Origin of the sequence: Maribacter sp. 1_MG-2023 (assembly GCF_030547005.1) — a bacterium.
Taxonomy (GTDB): domain Bacteria; phylum Bacteroidota; class Bacteroidia; order Flavobacteriales; family Flavobacteriaceae; genus Maribacter.
Map to the genome: position 1 here is coordinate 211,907 of NZ_JAUOPN010000005.1, position 15,097 is coordinate 227,003.

17 protein-coding genes are annotated in these 15,097 nt (G+C 36.1%); 10 read left to right on the forward strand and 7 right to left on the reverse strand.

Annotation, left to right across the window (positions count from 1 at the left end; all coding sequences use genetic code 11):
• Nucleotides 1-72 precede the first annotated feature (72 nt).
• The 4 genes from Q4500_RS08145 (at nucleotide 73) to Q4500_RS08160 (ending at nucleotide 3,828) form a co-directional block, all read left to right on the forward strand.
• Nucleotides 73-1,188, forward strand: a complete 1,116-nt coding sequence (locus Q4500_RS08145; protein ID WP_303599186.1) for an FAD-binding oxidoreductase — start codon at nucleotides 73-75, stop codon at nucleotides 1,186-1,188.
• A 170-nt stretch (nucleotides 1,189-1,358) separates the two neighbouring features.
• The gene (locus Q4500_RS08150; RefSeq protein WP_303599187.1) at nucleotides 1,359-1,970 is read left to right on the forward strand and encodes a hypothetical protein; all 612 of its coding nucleotides are present in this window, start codon (nucleotides 1,359-1,361) and stop codon (nucleotides 1,968-1,970) included.
• Nucleotides 1,957-2,427, forward strand: a complete 471-nt coding sequence (locus Q4500_RS08155) for a 3-oxoacyl-ACP synthase (protein WP_303599188.1) — start codon at nucleotides 1,957-1,959, stop codon at nucleotides 2,425-2,427. Before Q4500_RS08150 ends, Q4500_RS08155 begins: the two co-directional genes overlap by 14 nt.
• A 72-nt stretch (nucleotides 2,428-2,499) precedes the next feature.
• Nucleotides 2,500-3,828 (forward strand): GntP family permease, encoded by a 1,329-nt coding sequence (locus tag Q4500_RS08160; protein WP_303599189.1) that lies wholly within the window; start codon nucleotides 2,500-2,502, stop codon nucleotides 3,826-3,828.
• 13 nt (nucleotides 3,829-3,841) lie between these two features.
• On the opposite strand, the gene arfB is transcribed toward Q4500_RS08160, so the two are convergent.
• From arfB to Q4500_RS08195, 7 genes are all read right to left on the reverse strand, one after another.
• The gene (arfB, locus tag Q4500_RS08165) at nucleotides 3,842-4,243 is read right to left on the reverse strand and encodes an alternative ribosome rescue aminoacyl-tRNA hydrolase ArfB (RefSeq protein ID WP_303599190.1); all 402 of its coding nucleotides are present in this window, start codon (nucleotides 4,241-4,243) and stop codon (nucleotides 3,842-3,844) included.
• A gap of 14 nt (nucleotides 4,244-4,257) precedes the next feature.
• On the reverse strand, nucleotides 4,258-5,247 hold the full coding sequence (locus Q4500_RS08170) for an ABC transporter ATP-binding protein (RefSeq protein ID WP_303599191.1): 990 nt from the start codon (nucleotides 5,245-5,247) through the stop codon (nucleotides 4,258-4,260).
• A gap of 85 nt (nucleotides 5,248-5,332) precedes the next feature.
• Nucleotides 5,333-7,408, reverse strand: a complete 2,076-nt coding sequence (locus Q4500_RS08175) for a prolyl oligopeptidase family protein (protein ID WP_303599192.1) — start codon at nucleotides 7,406-7,408, stop codon at nucleotides 5,333-5,335.
• A gap of 166 nt (nucleotides 7,409-7,574) precedes the next feature.
• A complete protein-coding gene (locus tag Q4500_RS08180) occupies nucleotides 7,575-8,564 on the reverse strand; it encodes an aspartate-semialdehyde dehydrogenase (RefSeq protein WP_303599193.1) in 990 nt (329 codons plus the stop codon).
• A 243-nt stretch (nucleotides 8,565-8,807) separates the two neighbouring features.
• Nucleotides 8,808-9,209 carry a large conductance mechanosensitive channel protein MscL gene (gene mscL / locus Q4500_RS08185; RefSeq protein ID WP_299798948.1) on the reverse strand — a complete coding sequence of 134 codons (402 nt, stop codon included), beginning with the start codon at nucleotides 9,207-9,209 and terminating at the stop codon, nucleotides 8,808-8,810.
• A gap of 85 nt (nucleotides 9,210-9,294) precedes the next feature.
• Complete coding sequence (alr, locus tag Q4500_RS08190; protein WP_303599194.1) at nucleotides 9,295-10,401, reverse strand: alanine racemase; 1,107 nt, start codon at nucleotides 10,399-10,401, stop codon at nucleotides 9,295-9,297.
• Nucleotides 10,394-11,038 (reverse strand): thymidine kinase, encoded by a 645-nt coding sequence (locus tag Q4500_RS08195; RefSeq protein ID WP_303599195.1) that lies wholly within the window; start codon nucleotides 11,036-11,038, stop codon nucleotides 10,394-10,396. The genes alr and Q4500_RS08195 overlap by 8 nt, the downstream gene beginning before the upstream one ends.
• A 104-nt stretch (nucleotides 11,039-11,142) precedes the next feature.
• On the opposite strand from Q4500_RS08195, the gene Q4500_RS08200 reads away from it, so the two are divergent.
• The 6 genes from Q4500_RS08200 (at nucleotide 11,143) to Q4500_RS08225 (ending at nucleotide 15,025) form a co-directional block, all read left to right on the forward strand.
• Nucleotides 11,143-11,835 carry a hypothetical protein gene (locus tag Q4500_RS08200; RefSeq protein WP_303599197.1) on the forward strand — a complete coding sequence of 231 codons (693 nt, stop codon included), beginning with the start codon at nucleotides 11,143-11,145 and terminating at the stop codon, nucleotides 11,833-11,835.
• 155 nt (nucleotides 11,836-11,990) lie between these two features.
• Nucleotides 11,991-12,662, forward strand: coding sequence for a 16S rRNA (cytidine(1402)-2'-O)-methyltransferase (gene rsmI, locus Q4500_RS08205; RefSeq protein ID WP_303599198.1), 672 nt, complete (start codon nucleotides 11,991-11,993; stop codon nucleotides 12,660-12,662).
• A 111-nt stretch (nucleotides 12,663-12,773) separates the two neighbouring features.
• Entirely contained in the window at nucleotides 12,774-13,118 is a 345-nt protein-coding gene (locus tag Q4500_RS08210; protein WP_303599199.1) for a HopJ type III effector protein, read from the forward strand.
• A 77-nt stretch (nucleotides 13,119-13,195) separates the two neighbouring features.
• Nucleotides 13,196-13,768 (forward strand): uracil-DNA glycosylase family protein, encoded by a 573-nt coding sequence (locus tag Q4500_RS08215; RefSeq protein ID WP_303599200.1) that lies wholly within the window; start codon nucleotides 13,196-13,198, stop codon nucleotides 13,766-13,768.
• 447 nt (nucleotides 13,769-14,215) lie between these two features.
• Nucleotides 14,216-14,644: an OsmC family protein gene (locus tag Q4500_RS08220; RefSeq protein ID WP_303599201.1), complete on the forward strand. Its 429-nt coding sequence runs from the start codon at nucleotides 14,216-14,218 to the stop codon at nucleotides 14,642-14,644.
• 27 nt (nucleotides 14,645-14,671) lie between these two features.
• Nucleotides 14,672-15,025, forward strand: a complete 354-nt coding sequence (locus tag Q4500_RS08225) for a four helix bundle protein (RefSeq protein WP_303599202.1) — start codon at nucleotides 14,672-14,674, stop codon at nucleotides 15,023-15,025.
• Nucleotides 15,026-15,097 lie beyond the last annotated feature (72 nt).

Here is a 15,097-nt window from a genome sequence, read left to right on the forward strand (position 1 = left end):
GCAATGTTGGAGTTTTTTTTATCCTTTTTTTAGATTGATTTTTTTATCTTCTATCGCAATCAACATACTACTATGAATTTAAGTTACTGGGAACGTACATCGTGGTTTTTGAATATCGATTATACAATTATTGGTAGTGGTATTGTAGGCTTAAATTGTGCTTTAGAATTAAGACGGATGCATCCGAAGGCACGTATTCTTATTTTGGAAAAAGGGAAACTTCCCCAAGGTGCCAGTACCAAAAATGCCGGATTTGCCTGTTTTGGCAGTATTTCAGAAATTTTATCCGACTTAAAAACACACTCAGAACAAGAGGTAATTAACTTAGTGCAAGAAAGATATGATGGTATACATTCTTTGCGAAATCTTTTAGGTGATGACGCAATTGGATATCAGAACAATGGTGGGCACGAGTTATTTTTAAGCAAAGATTTAGAGCTGTACGAGCGTTGTCTGACGGAATTAAGGTCGGTAAATGAACTACTACAACCCATTTTTAACGAGGATGCCTTTAAGATTACATCAGATAGTTTTAATTTCAAAGGAATCAATAGCAACTATATATCTCAGGTTTTTGAAGGGCAAATTGATACCGGTAAAATGATGATATCTTTAGTGCAATTAGCACAGCAAAAAGGCATCACAATTATAAATTCAACCGAAGTACATTCTTTTGAAGATGCAGGTGCAGAAGTAATAGTCAGAACAGATGACCTAGAATTTACGACCCAAAAATTACTGATAGCAACAAATGGTTTTGCAGCTCAATTATTATCTGAGAATGTTAAACCGGCACGTGCGCAGGTGTTGATTACGAAACCTATTAAAAACCTGCATGTTAAAGGTACCTTTCATTTAGAAGAAGGCTATTACTATTTCAGAAATATTGATAATCGAATTTTGTTGGGCGGTGGGCGTAATTTGGACTTTAAAACAGAAGAAACTACTGATTTTGCTACTACTACCTTGGTCGAAAACAAACTAAAGCAACTATTAAATACAGTCATTTTACCAAATACCGCCTTTGAAATCGATTACAGCTGGAGTGGGATTATGGGTGTTGGTCAACAAAAGAAACCAATAGTAAAACAAGTGTCTAACAATGTGGGATGCGGAGTCCGACTAGGCGGTATGGGCATTGCCATAGGTAGTACAACTGGTAAGAGATTGGCTAATTTGATGAACTAATGTTTGCCCCGTTTAACCAGTTTTTTTAAATCTTATCCAAAAGGCAACTGTACTCTTGTTTTTATTTTTAAATTGTACGTCCCCTCTGATTATCTATTACCCAAAAGTGCACCTATCAGTTTATCTAGAACAGTAGACTTATAAGATGGTTTGTAATAGCATTATACTATATGAAAACATTTTTTAAAAGAAATACTTCAGCTGTGCTAACAGTTGTAATTACAGCATTTTGTCTTAACAGTTGTGCATTGTCGAAAACTGACTACCAACGAGAATATGCAAAAGTCTGGAAAGAACATATTAAGAGCGAGGCTTGGAAACAATCGCTGATTGCTGATAACTCATATAACCAAGATGACTTATATGCTAGTACAGATGCTGAAGTGCCATTAGCTGATGATGATATCGTGGAATCTAGATTCTATTCTAAATATGAATCTTTAGTATCTAGAGCTTATTTTAAAATTATAACCGAAGCAGAAAAAGCAGATGCACAAATTACGGCCGATTATGAGTTGCTAGACGAAAACGAGTCAGTGGTAAAAATTGATAAGAAGAGAGTTCAAGCAATTACAAACCGGTATGAAGCACATAAAGCAATGCTAAACGGACTTAAATCGTGGAATATTTTTAGTGATGATCGGTCTGGTGATTTGGACTATTTTAAAGCTGAAAATAAAATCGAGATTCAAAAGATGATAAGTGGTGGTGAAAGTGATAATCAAATCGTAAATTACTTGATCTATAAACTAGCAGATCTGTATCACATTGAAGGAAACTGAATCACTTGATATTTTAAAAAAAGACGCTTACGACTTTTGTGTTCTTTTTGTAAACGATAGGTTGGCAAGAATACAGAATCAAATTAAAGAATTGGAGTCGGCATTAACCTCAGAGACTAAGAGTAGCGCTGGTGACAAGCATGAGACTGGTCGTGCCATGATACAATTAGAGCGAGAAAAGCTAGGTCAACAACTAGCAGAATTAGAAAAAACCCAACAACTACTTTCAAAAGTGCCAAAAGACAGAAATGCCCCAACCGTAGGTTTGGGTAGTTTGGTCATCACAGATGTTTTTAATTATTATATAGCCATATCGGCAGGGGAATTTAAAAGTAAACCTAGGTCTGTCTATTGTATTTCTGCCGCAACACCTATCGGCAAACTAGTATTTGGTAAAGCTGTCGGGGATGTTTTTAGTTTTAATGGTAAGGAGTTGGTTATAGTTGGTATTCAATAAATACATCCTGATATTTATTTGGCTATCTTAAACCAGTAAAAATACCCTTAACCACTTTTATAACCACCAATCATGGAAATATTCTATTTACTAATCGCGGTCATTGCCATAATTATAATGACGACAAAGCTTAAGATCCATGCTTTTTTGGCATTGTTCATCATTTCAATTTTATATGGCATTTTTGCTGGCATGCCTTATGCTGAAATCATTGTTTCTATCAATGAAGGTTTTGGTGGTACACTTGGTAAAATAGGGTTGATTATAGTGCTTGGAGTTATTATCGGTGCATTTTTAGAACATACCGGTGGTGCATTTGCAATTGCAGAAAAAGTATTGGGTGTAATAGGGAAGAAACGGGTGACGATGGCAATGGGAATCATCGGTTATATTGTTTCTATTCCGGTATTTGCAGATAGTGGTTTTATGCTGCTGCATCCTTTGAATAAAAGTCTTTCCAAAAAAGCGAAAATCTCAATTGCCGGTCCGGCAATAGCATTAGGTTTGGGCTTAATGGCATCGCACACGATGGTGCCGCCAACTCCTGGTCCTATAGCTGCAGCAGGTATTCTTGGGGCAGATTTAGGTTTGGTTATCGCTTTCGGATTTCCAACAAGTATTGTTGCATTGATTGTCGGAATCATATTCGCCAAGAAATATGCATCTAAAACCATGATAGAACCTGATGTTGAAGATGCATTAGAGGCAGAACAAGAAATTAAAGATTCGCCTAGTGCATTAAAAGCATCTATACCAATACTGGTTCCTATTTTTCTAATTGTCTTGAAGTCCGTTTTAAACTCCATGGATATCGGACAAGAAAACGGACTATTAGATTTTATTAATTTTGTGGGTGAACCGGTAATATCACTATTGATAGGGGTTTTCTTATGTCTACTATTGCCTAAAAAATTAAATTACGATATGCTCTCATCTGCAGGTTGGGTAGGCAAGGCAATTAAAGATGCGGCTTCTATACTATTGATAACAGGTGCTGGTGGCATTTTTGGTAAAATATTACAGAACTCAGGTATTGCCGATATACTAGGGCAAACATTGACCGATTATAATATGGGTATTTTCTTGCCTTTTGTTTTAGCTGCAGCATTGAAAACCGCGCAAGGTTCTTCTACTGTAGCATTGGTAACAACAGCATCTATAATCATGCCGATGATGTCATCACTTGGTTTTGATACTGAAATACAGAAAGCTTTGGTAGTTGTGGTTATTGGTGCGGGTTCTGCAGTTATTTCTCATGCGAACGATAGCTTCTTTTGGGTGGTAACACAAATGAGCGGCATGAACGTAAAAACAGGATATCGTCTTTTCGGCTTAGGTACAGGTGTTCTTGGTCTTACAGGTGCGATAACCGTTTTTGTATTCTATTCCATTTTCGCATAAAACCATATAGCTATTAGTAGTCTGGCTTACCGCGATTCAGCTTTTTAAGTGAAGCAATTTTCTTGCCTTTTAATCTTTTTTCAATAGATGATCTGGTGGGTCTGCTTTTCTTTCTTGCCTTAGGTACTACCAAAGATTTTTCTAAAAGTTTCAAGAATCGTTTAATAACCAATTCTTTGTTTTTGTGCTGACTACGAGATTCATCACATTGTAATATTAGAAGTCCTTCTTTACTAAGTTTATTTTCTAATTTTAGTAGCACCCTCTTTTTCTGGCGCTCTGTTAGTCCGGCTGAAGATTCGACATGGAAAGATAATTCTACTTTAGAAGAAACTTTGTTGGCATGCTGACCACCAGGACCACTACTTCTAATGGCTTTAAATTGTAACTCGGTAAGTATTTGTTCTTGGTTCACAACACGCTTTTAAATTAATTAGCAGCTGCTTCTTGTATGCGTTGATTGATAGTTTCAATGGCCACATTCAAAAACAATTCTTTCCCCTTTGGGTATAATTTATCTGCATTGAAGAAGATAGTTTCATTCTCATCGCTTTTACTTTCAGTCAAGTAATAGGCACCCATAGGGTATGCTTTTTCTACCGAAACATGAAATCCTTGTGAAGGTGAAACTCGAAACTCATGTGCATAAACGATAATTTTTCTTTTAGTATTTGCGTACGTTTTAAGCACATCTATAGAAATCATACTTGCCTCACCGAAAAGTGAAGCGACATACAGATTTTTCGGATTTTTATAAAGCTCCATAGGTCTTGCTCTAGCTATAATGCCTTTATCTCGTAAAACAACGGCACGATCGGCAAAAGGCAAAACATCGTTTACATCGTGGGTTGCAACAATAGTTGTAATTAGATTCTCTTTCAGGTAATTGAAAATATTTCGACGTAAACTGTTTTTGAGAAAGTTGTCGATATGACTAAAGGGTTCATCTAAAAGTAACACTTGTGGTTTTTGTGCTAATACTCTTGCTAAAGCTACACGTTGTTGCTGACCACCGCTTAACGTTTTTACCTTTTTATTGGCAAATTCGATCATCTCTATCATCTCTAATAGCTCCTCTGTTCTTTCTTTTAATTCATCAGGATAAAAAACAGAAAGATACTGGCTAATGTTTTCAGAAACGGTAATGAACGGCATTAGATCAAAATCTTGAGACAAGTATTTCATAAAAGGCATACCTGGAACCAAATTGTAAGCCGGACCTAAAATTTGTTCATCTTCCCAGAAAATTTCTCCTTCTTCTAAATCCATTAAACCATACATAAGTTTCAGCAAGGTACTTTTACCGCATCCACTTTCACCAATAATAGCCACATGCTCTCCACGTTGAATACGTAAATTGATAGCTTCTAAAACTGGAAGTTTATCATATGAAAATGATAGATTCTCTACTCGTAACATGTTTTTGTTCTTAGGAATGCAAAATTGAAAAATCCGTTCCAATTTGAAACGGATTTTTCAATAATTTATTGATTTCAAAAGGTAATTACTCCTTAAAATCTTTTAAAACACTTTTATTCGGTAGCTCTGTATAGCCCATATTGTAGAGTGTAAAGCCGAAAATATCTGCATATTGCTCTATAGTTTTACTAACAGGAGTACCAGCACCATGACCGGCATTTGTTTCAATTCGTATTAAGGTCGGGTTTGTGCCTTCTTGTTTTTCTTGTAATTCTGCAGCAAACTTAAAACTATGTGCTGGTACTACTCTGTCATCATGATCACCGGTAGTAACTAAAGTAGCAGGATAAGCTGTACCCGCTTTTACATTATGTACAGGTGAATATCCTTTCAAGTACTGAAACATTTCATTATCGTCTTCTGCGGTACCGTAATCATAAGCCCATCCGGCACCAGCCGTAAATGTATGATAGCGTAACATATCCATTACACCTACTGCAGGTAACGCTACTTGCATTAAATCTGGTCTCTGTGTCATTGTGGAGCCAACTAGCAATCCGCCATTAGAACCTCCGCGTATAGCTAAGTATTCTTTTGAAGTGTATTTATTTTCTATTAAATATTCAGCGGCAGCTATAAAGTCATCGAATACATTTTGCTTTTTAGTTTTGATACCAGCATCATGCCATTTTTTACCATATTCGCCACCACCACGTAGATTGGGAACAGCATAAATTCCGCCTTGTTCCATCCAAACCGCGTTACCGATACTGAAAGACGGGGTTAAGCTAACATTGAATCCGCCATAGGCGTAAAGAATGGTTGGGTTCTTACCATTCAATTCTGTACCTTTTCTATAGGTGATGATCATTGGAATTTTAGTGCCGTCTTTTGAAGAGTAGAAAACTTGTTCTGAAGTATAATCTTCAGGATTGAAATCTATTTCTGGTTTCCAGTACAATTCATATTCACCGGTTGCGGGGTCGTATTTATAAGTAGAACCGGGTGTGTTGTAATTGGTGAAAGAAAAATACAGTTCTTTATCTTCTTTTTCACCACCAAATCCGCCAACGGATCCTATACCTGGTAACTCTACTTCACGAATTAGTTTACCATCATAGTCATATTGATTCACTTTAGAAATGGCATCTACCATATATTCGGTAAAGAAATAACCGCCACCAGTATTCGGGCTCAATACGTTCTCTGTTTCAGGGATGAAATCTTCCCAGTTCTTTGCTTCTGGGTTAGCAGCGTCAACCGTAACTATTTTCTTGTTAGGTGCATTTCTATTGGTGACGATATACAGTTTAGAACCGATGTTGTCAATAACGTAATTATCAGAATCAGTGTCCTCGACCATTGGGATAAGTAATCCGTTAGGGTCTTCTAAATTTTGAATAAACAATTTGTTGCCAGAAGTAGAAACAGATGCACTTATTAATAGGTACTTGTTATCTTCGGTAACGTTAGCTCCAATATAGCGATGCTTTTCTAAAGAAGTACCACCAAATATAAGTTCGTCGTCTTTTTGAGGAGTACCTAATTTATGATAATATACTTTGTGCTGATCGGTTTTAGCCGATAGCTCACTACCTTTTGGTTTATCATAGCTGGAATAGTAAAAGCCTTCTTTTCCTTTCCAAGAGAGTCCGCTGAACTTAATATCAATCAAAGTATCTTCAACGATCTCTTTGGTTTCGGCATTTAAAATAATTGCTTTTCGCCAATCGCTACCACCTTCAGAAATTTGATAGGCTGCTAATGAGCCATCTTTAGTAAAGCTCAATCCTGCTAGAGAAGTTGTACCATCTTCAGAAAATGTATTTGGGTCTAAAAATACTTCTGGCTCCTCATCACCTTTGGCTCTATATATCACATATTGGTTCTGTAATCCATCATTTTTATAGAAATAGGTATAGTCGCCTTTTTTAAACGGTGAACCTAGTTTTTCGTAGTTCCATAGTTTTTCAAGACGATTTTTTAGATCATTTCTAAAAGGAATATGTTCTAAATAACCGAATGTAGTTTTGTTCTGTTCTTTAACCCAAGCTTCGGTTTCTGGGCTTCTATCATCTTCTAACCAACGATAGGGGTCTTTAACTTCGGTTCCAAAATAAGTATCTAAAGTATCAACTTTTGCGGTAACAGGATAATTCACAATAATGGGTTCAGGTTTAGATTCGTTTTTACAGGAAGAGATTAGGGCAAAGACAAGTGCGCAGGTATTACTTTTTTCATTAGTAGTTCAGTTTGTACTAAAATACCATAAAAAAACCTTCAAAACAGTGAAGTTTTGAAGGTTTTAACGTTGTAAAGGGTATAAATTAAACTAAGCCTTTTTCTACTAGGTATTCTGAGATTTGAACAGCGTTTGTTGCTGCACCTTTTCTAAGGTTATCGGCAACAATCCACATATTCAAGGTGTTTCTTTGGGTTTCATCTCTACGAATACGACCAACAAAAACTTCATCTTTATCATGAGCGTATATTGGCATTGGGTAGGTATTGGTGTCTGGATTATCTTGAACGGTAACACCGGGCATCTCGTTTAACAAACGACGCACTTCGTTTAGCTCAAAATCATTTTCAAACTCAACATTTACAGATTCTGAATGTCCGCCAGCGGTAGGTATACGTACTGCTGTTGCGCTAATTGAGAAAGTACGGTCATCTAGAATTTTCTGTGGCTCGCGCGCCAATTTCATTTCTTCTTTAGTGTATCCGTTTTCCATGAAAACGTCACAGTGAGGCAATGCATTTCTGCCAATTGGGTAAGGATATGCCATTTCGCCTTTTACCCCCGCAATTTCATTTTCCAATTGTTTTACTGCTTTTACCCCAGTACCAGAAACCGACTGATAGGTAGAAACAACAACACGTTTCATTTTATATTTTTTGTGTAATGGGTATAGTGCCATTACTAACTGAATAGTAGAGCAATTTGGGTTTGCTATAATTTTATCTTCAGCGGTAAGTTCGTGAGCGTTGATCTCAGGAACAACCAATTTTTTGGTTGGATCCATTCGCCAAGCAGAAGAGTTATCTACTACGGTAGTACCCACTTCTGCAAATTTTGGAGCCCATTCTAAAGAGGTGTCACCACCTGCAGAGAATATGGCAATATTAGGTCTTGCGGCTACAGCATCTGCTAAACCTATAACCGTATACTCTTTACCTTTAAAGGTCATCTTTTTACCAACAGAACGTTCAGAGGCAACTAATAATAATTCCGTTAACGGAAAATTACGCTCAGCCAATACTTTCAACATTACATCGCCAACCATGCCTGTGGCACCAATTACAGCTACTTTCATTTGTAAAACAATTATATTAAGCAGCAAAAATAGGTAATACTGGTACTTGCGCAAGTAAAAAAGAAAAGAATAATCAAAATATAACAAATTGTTTAAATTATAACAATTGTTTGTTGGGAGGTAATTTGGAAAATGTGCTAAAAAAAAGAACCGTCAACAATGTTAGCGTAACAAAGTTGACGGTTTTAATTAATTTGAGTTGCAGTGCAACGGTTCCCCAAATTTTAGGGTGTGTATTTTAGATTACTTTTTTAAAGCATCTCTTATTTCTGCTAATAACTCTTCAGCAGTTGGTCCTGCTGGAGCAGCTGGAGCTGGAGGAGTTTTAGTTTTGTTGTAAGCTTTAACGATTAAGAACATTACGAATCCAACGATCAATAAGTTAACAATAGTGTTGATCCATGCACCCCAACGGATAGCATTTTCTGGCTTAGCAATTGCGCCATCTGCACCAACTACTGCTTCATCTAAGATCAATTTCAAATCTGCAAAATCAACTCCACCTGCGAAGTGACCTACGATTGGCATGATGATATCAGCAACAAATCCGTTTACTACTAATCCTACTGCTCCGGCTAAAATAACTGCTACAGCAAAATCGATGACGTTACCCGTCAAAATAAAATTCTTGAATTCTTTTAACATGTTTACTTAATTTTTATTAATGGTTAATTTTAAAAGGTATCGCAATTTACTAAAAAAATCGATTCCTTAATGAAATGTTAACGAATCAATTTTTAATAATTCGCTTAATGCGTTGAGAAAGTCCCGTAAGTATTTCATACGTTATGGTATTAGCTGTTTCTGCAAATTTGTTCGCAGACAGGTTTTTTCCAAAAATCTCTACTTCATCCCCTTCTTCACATTCGATATCGGTGACGTCTACCATGATCATATCCATACAAACATTACCAATAATTGGAGCTGGTTTGCCATGTATAAGTACATACGTTTTTCCATGTCCATATTCCCTGCCAATACCGTCTGCATGACCCAAAGGCAACGTAGCGGTTACGGTTTTATGATCAGATTTGTATTTACGATTATAACCAACAGACTCCCCTGTAGGGATGGTATGTTTTTGAGAAATAATTGTTTTTAAAGTCATTACGGGTTGCAATGCTTCATCTATATGGGGTTCATTTCCATATCCATAAAGTCCTATTCCACTTCTAACCATATCATATTGTGCTTGCCCATAATTTATAATACCCGAGGTATTTAGCACATGCTTTAAAGTCTTGGTTTTAAACAGTGCATCCGCCTTTTTGCAAATAGCATCAAACCGTTCTAATTGAAGGTTGGTAAAGTCGGTTTCGTTAGAATCTTCCGTTGCTGCCAAGTGTGATAACAATGCAATTACCTGAACTGCTTTTTGTTGATCAATAATAGTAGAAATTTCAGGTAAGTCATCCGCAGAAAAACCTAATCTATTAAGTCCCGTATTAAATTTTAAGTGAATAGGATAATCCGTCTTACCCATTTCTTCGGCAGTTGCTATAAAATCAGATAGAATAGTTTTGGAATATATGCTAGGCTCAAGATTGTTTTCGATGAGCATTTTAAAATGAGTTTTCTGTGGGTGAAGCACTAAAATAGGAGCGGTAATACCACCTTCTCTAAGTGTTACACCTTCATCTACATAAGCTACGGCAAAATAATCGGCACCTAAATCTTGAAGATGTTTGGCAATAGCTACAGAATCACTACCATAGGCATATGCTTTTACCACAGCCATAAATTTAGTTTCCGGCTTTATTTTAGATCGCAAATAAGAGTAGTTATGACCAAGTGCCTTTAGGTCAATTTCTAAAACGGTCTCTTCTGCCTTAGCCATTTTGCTTCTTTTTAAGGGTATCGATTTCTTCAGATTTTACATCCATCGTTTTTACCTTTTCTTTTAGCATAGCCTTGTAATATGCACCTCTGCTTAAAGGTTCATATTCATTTACTTCACCTAACATCACCAAATTATCGTTGCTAGATTTTCTATAACTATAATTTGCCAAATTGCCTGTACGGGTGCAAATAGCATGAACTTTAGTAACATATTCTGCGGTAGCCATAAGAGCAGGCATGGGTCCGAAGGGTTTTCCTTTAAAATCCATATCTAGTCCCGCGACAATTACCCTAACCCCTTTATTTGCTAGGTCATTGCAAACGGTAACTATTTCATCATCAAAAAATTGGGCTTCATCAATGCCGATGACATCGCAAGTATCTGCAAGAATACGAATATTGGCAGCTGCGGGTACCGGAGTAGAACGAATTTCATTGGCATCATGCGACACCACCATTTCATCATCATAACGGGTATCTACCATAGGTTTAAAGATTTCAACCTTTAATTTGGCAAACTGTGCTCTTTTAAGTCTACGGATCAATTCTTCTGTCTTTCCAGAAAACATCGACCCGGCAATGACTTCTATCCAGCCGAATTGTTCTTTATGATTAACTGTGTTTTCAAGAAACATTTTGTAATTTTAGACGAAAATAATGGGTTTTTCGTTTATTCTTTAAAGATGATAAAGGTATTTAAAAAACCCACTATTTAGGTCTTTACCGTAAAAATTGTGAGATGAAAAATAAGTTGAAACTGGAATTGAGAAAGTTATCTACAGAAATTTTAACTGCAGAGAACTTAGATGATGTTACAAAATTGTATGAGGTTTCTAAAAGCCTATATGAGAAACTCGCTGTGCTTAAATTTATTGAGGTAGAACTCAATGATATGGAAGTTGATGTTTCTAAAAATGCTATTGCGGCAAAATTCGAAGAAATGGCGAATGCCGTAATGAAAGGAAATACAGGAGTGCCGGAAAGTAATCCGCATGAAGAGGATATAGTGAAGCACCCAGGCATGGAAACTATTAAGGGTTTTATTTCTGAAATGCCAGATAATGATCAGTTAGAAGATGTTTTGGCAGAATTTATGTCAAAGCCTAATTTAATGAAAAATGACATGGAGCTTTTTACACCATCTAAAGAAGACTTAAAGAAAACGGATGCTGCGCCAAAATCATTAAATGACCGTTTGGCAAAAAGTAATGTAAAAGTAGATTTGAATGATCGTTTAGCATTTGTAAAACATTTGTTTAATAATAGTATGGAAGATTATAACCGTGTGCTATCTCAGTTAAATACTATTGATACAGAAGAGCGTTCGATATCTTTTATAAAAAATATGGTAAAACCAGATTATAATAACTGGGCTGGTAAAGAACCATATGAAGAGCGTTTTATAGAATTGGTATCGCGTAGATTCTCTTAGTTAATACAATATATGTATCAGCAACCCAGCACCTGTGTTGGGTTTTTTACACGATAATAGAGATTTAAAAGCTCTTACATTTGCGCCGAAATCTAAATTAAATTTTCAATTCAATTCTTCGAGGGCATGCCTTGAGGTTTTTCACTTTAAAATACATGGGAAAGCTTTATTTAGTGCCTACACCTATCGGGAATCTAGAGGACATGACCTTAAGGGCGATTCGTATTCTTAAAGAAGTAGATTTAATACTTGCGGAAGACACACGTACCAGCGGAAAATTATTACATCATTTTGAGATTGGTACGCAGATGAAAAGTCATCATATGCACAACGAGCATAATATGGTCGACTATCTAGTAGGTAAGCTAAAAGGAGGTGAGAATATTGCACTAATTTCAGATGCAGGAACCCCGGCAATTTCTGACCCTGGATTTCTTTTAACACGCGCTTGTGTAGAAGCAGGTGTTGAGGTAGAATGTTTACCAGGTGCAACGGCTTTTGTACCAGCTTTGGTCAATAGTGGTTTGCCGAATGATAAGTTTGTTTTTGAGGGTTTTTTACCCGTAAAAAAAGGAAGACAGACAAGGTTGAAATTATTAGCAGAAGAACCACGTACCATTATTTTTTATGAATCTCCGCATAAGCTGCTAAAGACATTAGCGCATTTTGTGGAATATTTCGGAGCAGAAAGACCTATCTCTGTTTCTAGAGAGTTGACCAAACTTTATGAAGAAACTGTTCGTGGTACTGCCGAAGAAGTTCTAAAGCATTTTACCGAAAAACCACCAAAAGGAGAAATTGTTATTATTGTTGGAGGGAATAAGTAAAATATATTTAAGTACTTGAACGAAGGAAAAGTTGAAGTAAAAAATAGGGTTTCGTTATATTTGAACATCAATATTTAATTGATGATTATTTTCAAAACTAAATAACTAACCATGACCTTAGAAGAATTCAAGAAAAAATTAGCTACTAGTCCTAAAGAGATTTCCTTTTCAGATACTATGGTGGCTATCGATTCTAAATATGCATTTACGCCAACCGCTTATACCAATGGTGAAGTTAGAAATGAGGTTGGTCAGAATTCTGGGTCTTGTAAATTATTCTCTTTCGCCATAAAAGAAGGACTTTCAAAAAAGGAAACTTTGGCCTGTTTTGGTCAATATTATTTTGATGAGGTATTGTTGGATCTTAAAGGAACCTCACATCAAAATATTAGAAACTTTATAGAAACAGGTTTTGAAGGATTGTCTTTTGATAGTGAAGCATTGAAGTTGCTTTAAAGGCAATCTAATTTATCATTGCTAAAAGGTAATTCGTTAGTATTTATATTAAACAATCAATTCAATAGAAAGATAACGTGCAAGAATTATTAGCTGAAATAAGAGGTTGCGAGGTTTGCAAGGCACATTTGCCATTAGAACCAAGACCTATTGTTGCGGGTACTAACAATTCTAAAATTATATTGGTAAGTCAGGCTCCAGGCAGAAAAGCCCATGTTGAAAACAAAGCTTGGGATGACCCAAGTGGTAAAAAGCTTAGAGAGTGGCTTGGTGTTAATGAAGAGGTATTTTATAACCCTGATAATTTTGCAGTGTTACCCATGGGTTTTTGTTATCCGGGAAAGGGAAAGACCGGCGATTTACCACCCAGAAAAGAATGTGCCCCCTTGTGGCATTCTCAGGTTTGGGACCAATTCAAAAATGTACAGCTAATTTTACTGATCGGTAAATACTCTCAAGATCAATACTTAGGTAAGCAAGCCAAAAAGAACTTGACCGAGAATGTATTGCACTATAAAGAATACCTGCCAAAGTTTTTTCTCTTACCACATCCATCACCAGTAAATCATTTTTGGCGAGGAAAGAATCCATGGTTCGAAGATGAGGTTGTTGGGGAGTTGCAGGAATTAGTGGCTAAGATTTTAGAGTAGGGTTGACTTTGTTGCGATTCCGATAGCTAATTGCTACGAAGGAGGATATTTAATTAGTCTTTTTAATATCACTTCGAGTAAATTTTGAAGGCACGTGAAAATTAGTATCGAGAAGCAATCATGTTCTAAAGGCGATGTCCTGAGCACAGCCGAAGGGTTCTCAATACATTTTTTAATTCAATGAAAAATTGAAATAAAAACCACTTGAACTGACAATAGAGACAACTGGAAAAATAAGTTTTGAAATAAACAGTTTGTCTTGCACTTCCAAAGACAGATTTTTATTTTGCCAACAGCCAACAGCCAACAGCCAACAGCCAACAGCCAACAGCCAACAGCCAACAGCCAACAGCCAACACCTAAATCATTAGCTCTTTTCATCCATCTACCAAACAACATCCCAGCCTATATTGTTGTATTTTTGTAGCCTACAAAAAACATAAAATTATGAGTACAACAAATCATATTAGCACAAAGTGGTTGGGCAACATGTCCTTTGAAAGTAATAATCCTTCAGGGCATTCTTTACGAATGGATATTGCAAAAGAAGATGGTGGCGATGGTAGTGGTTTAAGACCAAAAGCATTAATGTTGTCTTCATTAGCTGGTTGCTCTGGCTTAGATGTAGCTGCAATGTTCAAGAAGATGAAGTTAGAAGTAGATGAGTTTCACATAGAAACAATTGCAAACTTAACAGATGAGCATCCTAAGTTTTATGACAAAGTAATTATAGAATATCATTTTCATGGCGCAAATTTAGCCGAGAAAAAATTACAAAGAGCAGTAGACTTATCCGTCGAAAAATATTGCGGAGTAATGGAGATGTTCAGACAATTTGCCGAGCTTGATATTAAGACTGTTTTTCACAAAAAATAAATTTACAAGTTCAAGTTCAAATAAAATATGATGCCGGATAAAAAGTTTGATCTTGAAGATAGATTGGTTGATTTTGCAGCTAATATTGTACTTTTTTGTAAAGACTTGCCGTCTGATATGACCGGTCAGTATTATGGTAATCAATTGCTAAGATCAGCAGGAAGTTCTGCGCTTAATTTTGGTGAAGCGCAAGGAACAAATACAGTTAAAGATTATATTAATAAAGCTTCTATATCTTTAAAAGAATTGAAGGAGTCTAGGGTCAATCTTAAGATTTTGACTAAAGTAGAATATGGAAATGCATCTAAAAGAGTTGAAATATTAGACGAATTAGAACAATTAATACGAATTATAGCAACAATCATTAAAAATAAAAAGTAAACTAAATTCGAATTTATTAAGGAGTTGTAAAGATTCTATTAAGGGTTTTGAACTTGAACTTGATTTTTGAAC

Bases quoted from the DNA above. Each gene is read 5' to 3' on its own strand.
- Q4500_RS08160 (WP_303599189.1), top strand. From the start codon at position 2,500: ATGGAAATATTCTATTTACTAATCGCGGTCATTGCCATAATTATAATG.
- Q4500_RS08200 (WP_303599197.1), top strand. From the start codon at position 11,143: ATGAAAAATAAGTTGAAACTGGAATTGAGAAAGTTATCTACAGAAATT.
- Q4500_RS08150 (WP_303599187.1), top strand. From the start codon at position 1,359: ATGAAAACATTTTTTAAAAGAAATACTTCAGCTGTGCTAACAGTTGTA.
- Q4500_RS08170 (WP_303599191.1), bottom strand. From the start codon at position 5,247: ATGTTACGAGTAGAGAATCTATCATTTTCATATGATAAACTTCCAGTT.
- rsmI (WP_303599198.1), top strand. From the start codon at position 11,991: ATGGGAAAGCTTTATTTAGTGCCTACACCTATCGGGAATCTAGAGGAC.
- Q4500_RS08210 (WP_303599199.1), top strand. From the start codon at position 12,774: ATGACCTTAGAAGAATTCAAGAAAAAATTAGCTACTAGTCCTAAAGAG.
- alr (WP_303599194.1), bottom strand. From the start codon at position 10,401: ATGGCTAAGGCAGAAGAGACCGTTTTAGAAATTGACCTAAAGGCACTT.
- Q4500_RS08180 (WP_303599193.1), bottom strand. From the start codon at position 8,564: ATGAAAGTAGCTGTAATTGGTGCCACAGGCATGGTTGGCGATGTAATG.
- Q4500_RS08195 (WP_303599195.1), bottom strand. From the start codon at position 11,038: ATGTTTCTTGAAAACACAGTTAATCATAAAGAACAATTCGGCTGGATA.
- Q4500_RS08145 (WP_303599186.1), top strand. From the start codon at position 73: ATGAATTTAAGTTACTGGGAACGTACATCGTGGTTTTTGAATATCGAT.
- Q4500_RS08220 (WP_303599201.1), top strand. From the start codon at position 14,216: ATGAGTACAACAAATCATATTAGCACAAAGTGGTTGGGCAACATGTCC.
- Q4500_RS08225 (WP_303599202.1), top strand. From the start codon at position 14,672: ATGATGCCGGATAAAAAGTTTGATCTTGAAGATAGATTGGTTGATTTT.
- mscL (WP_299798948.1), bottom strand. From the start codon at position 9,209: ATGTTAAAAGAATTCAAGAATTTTATTTTGACGGGTAACGTCATCGAT.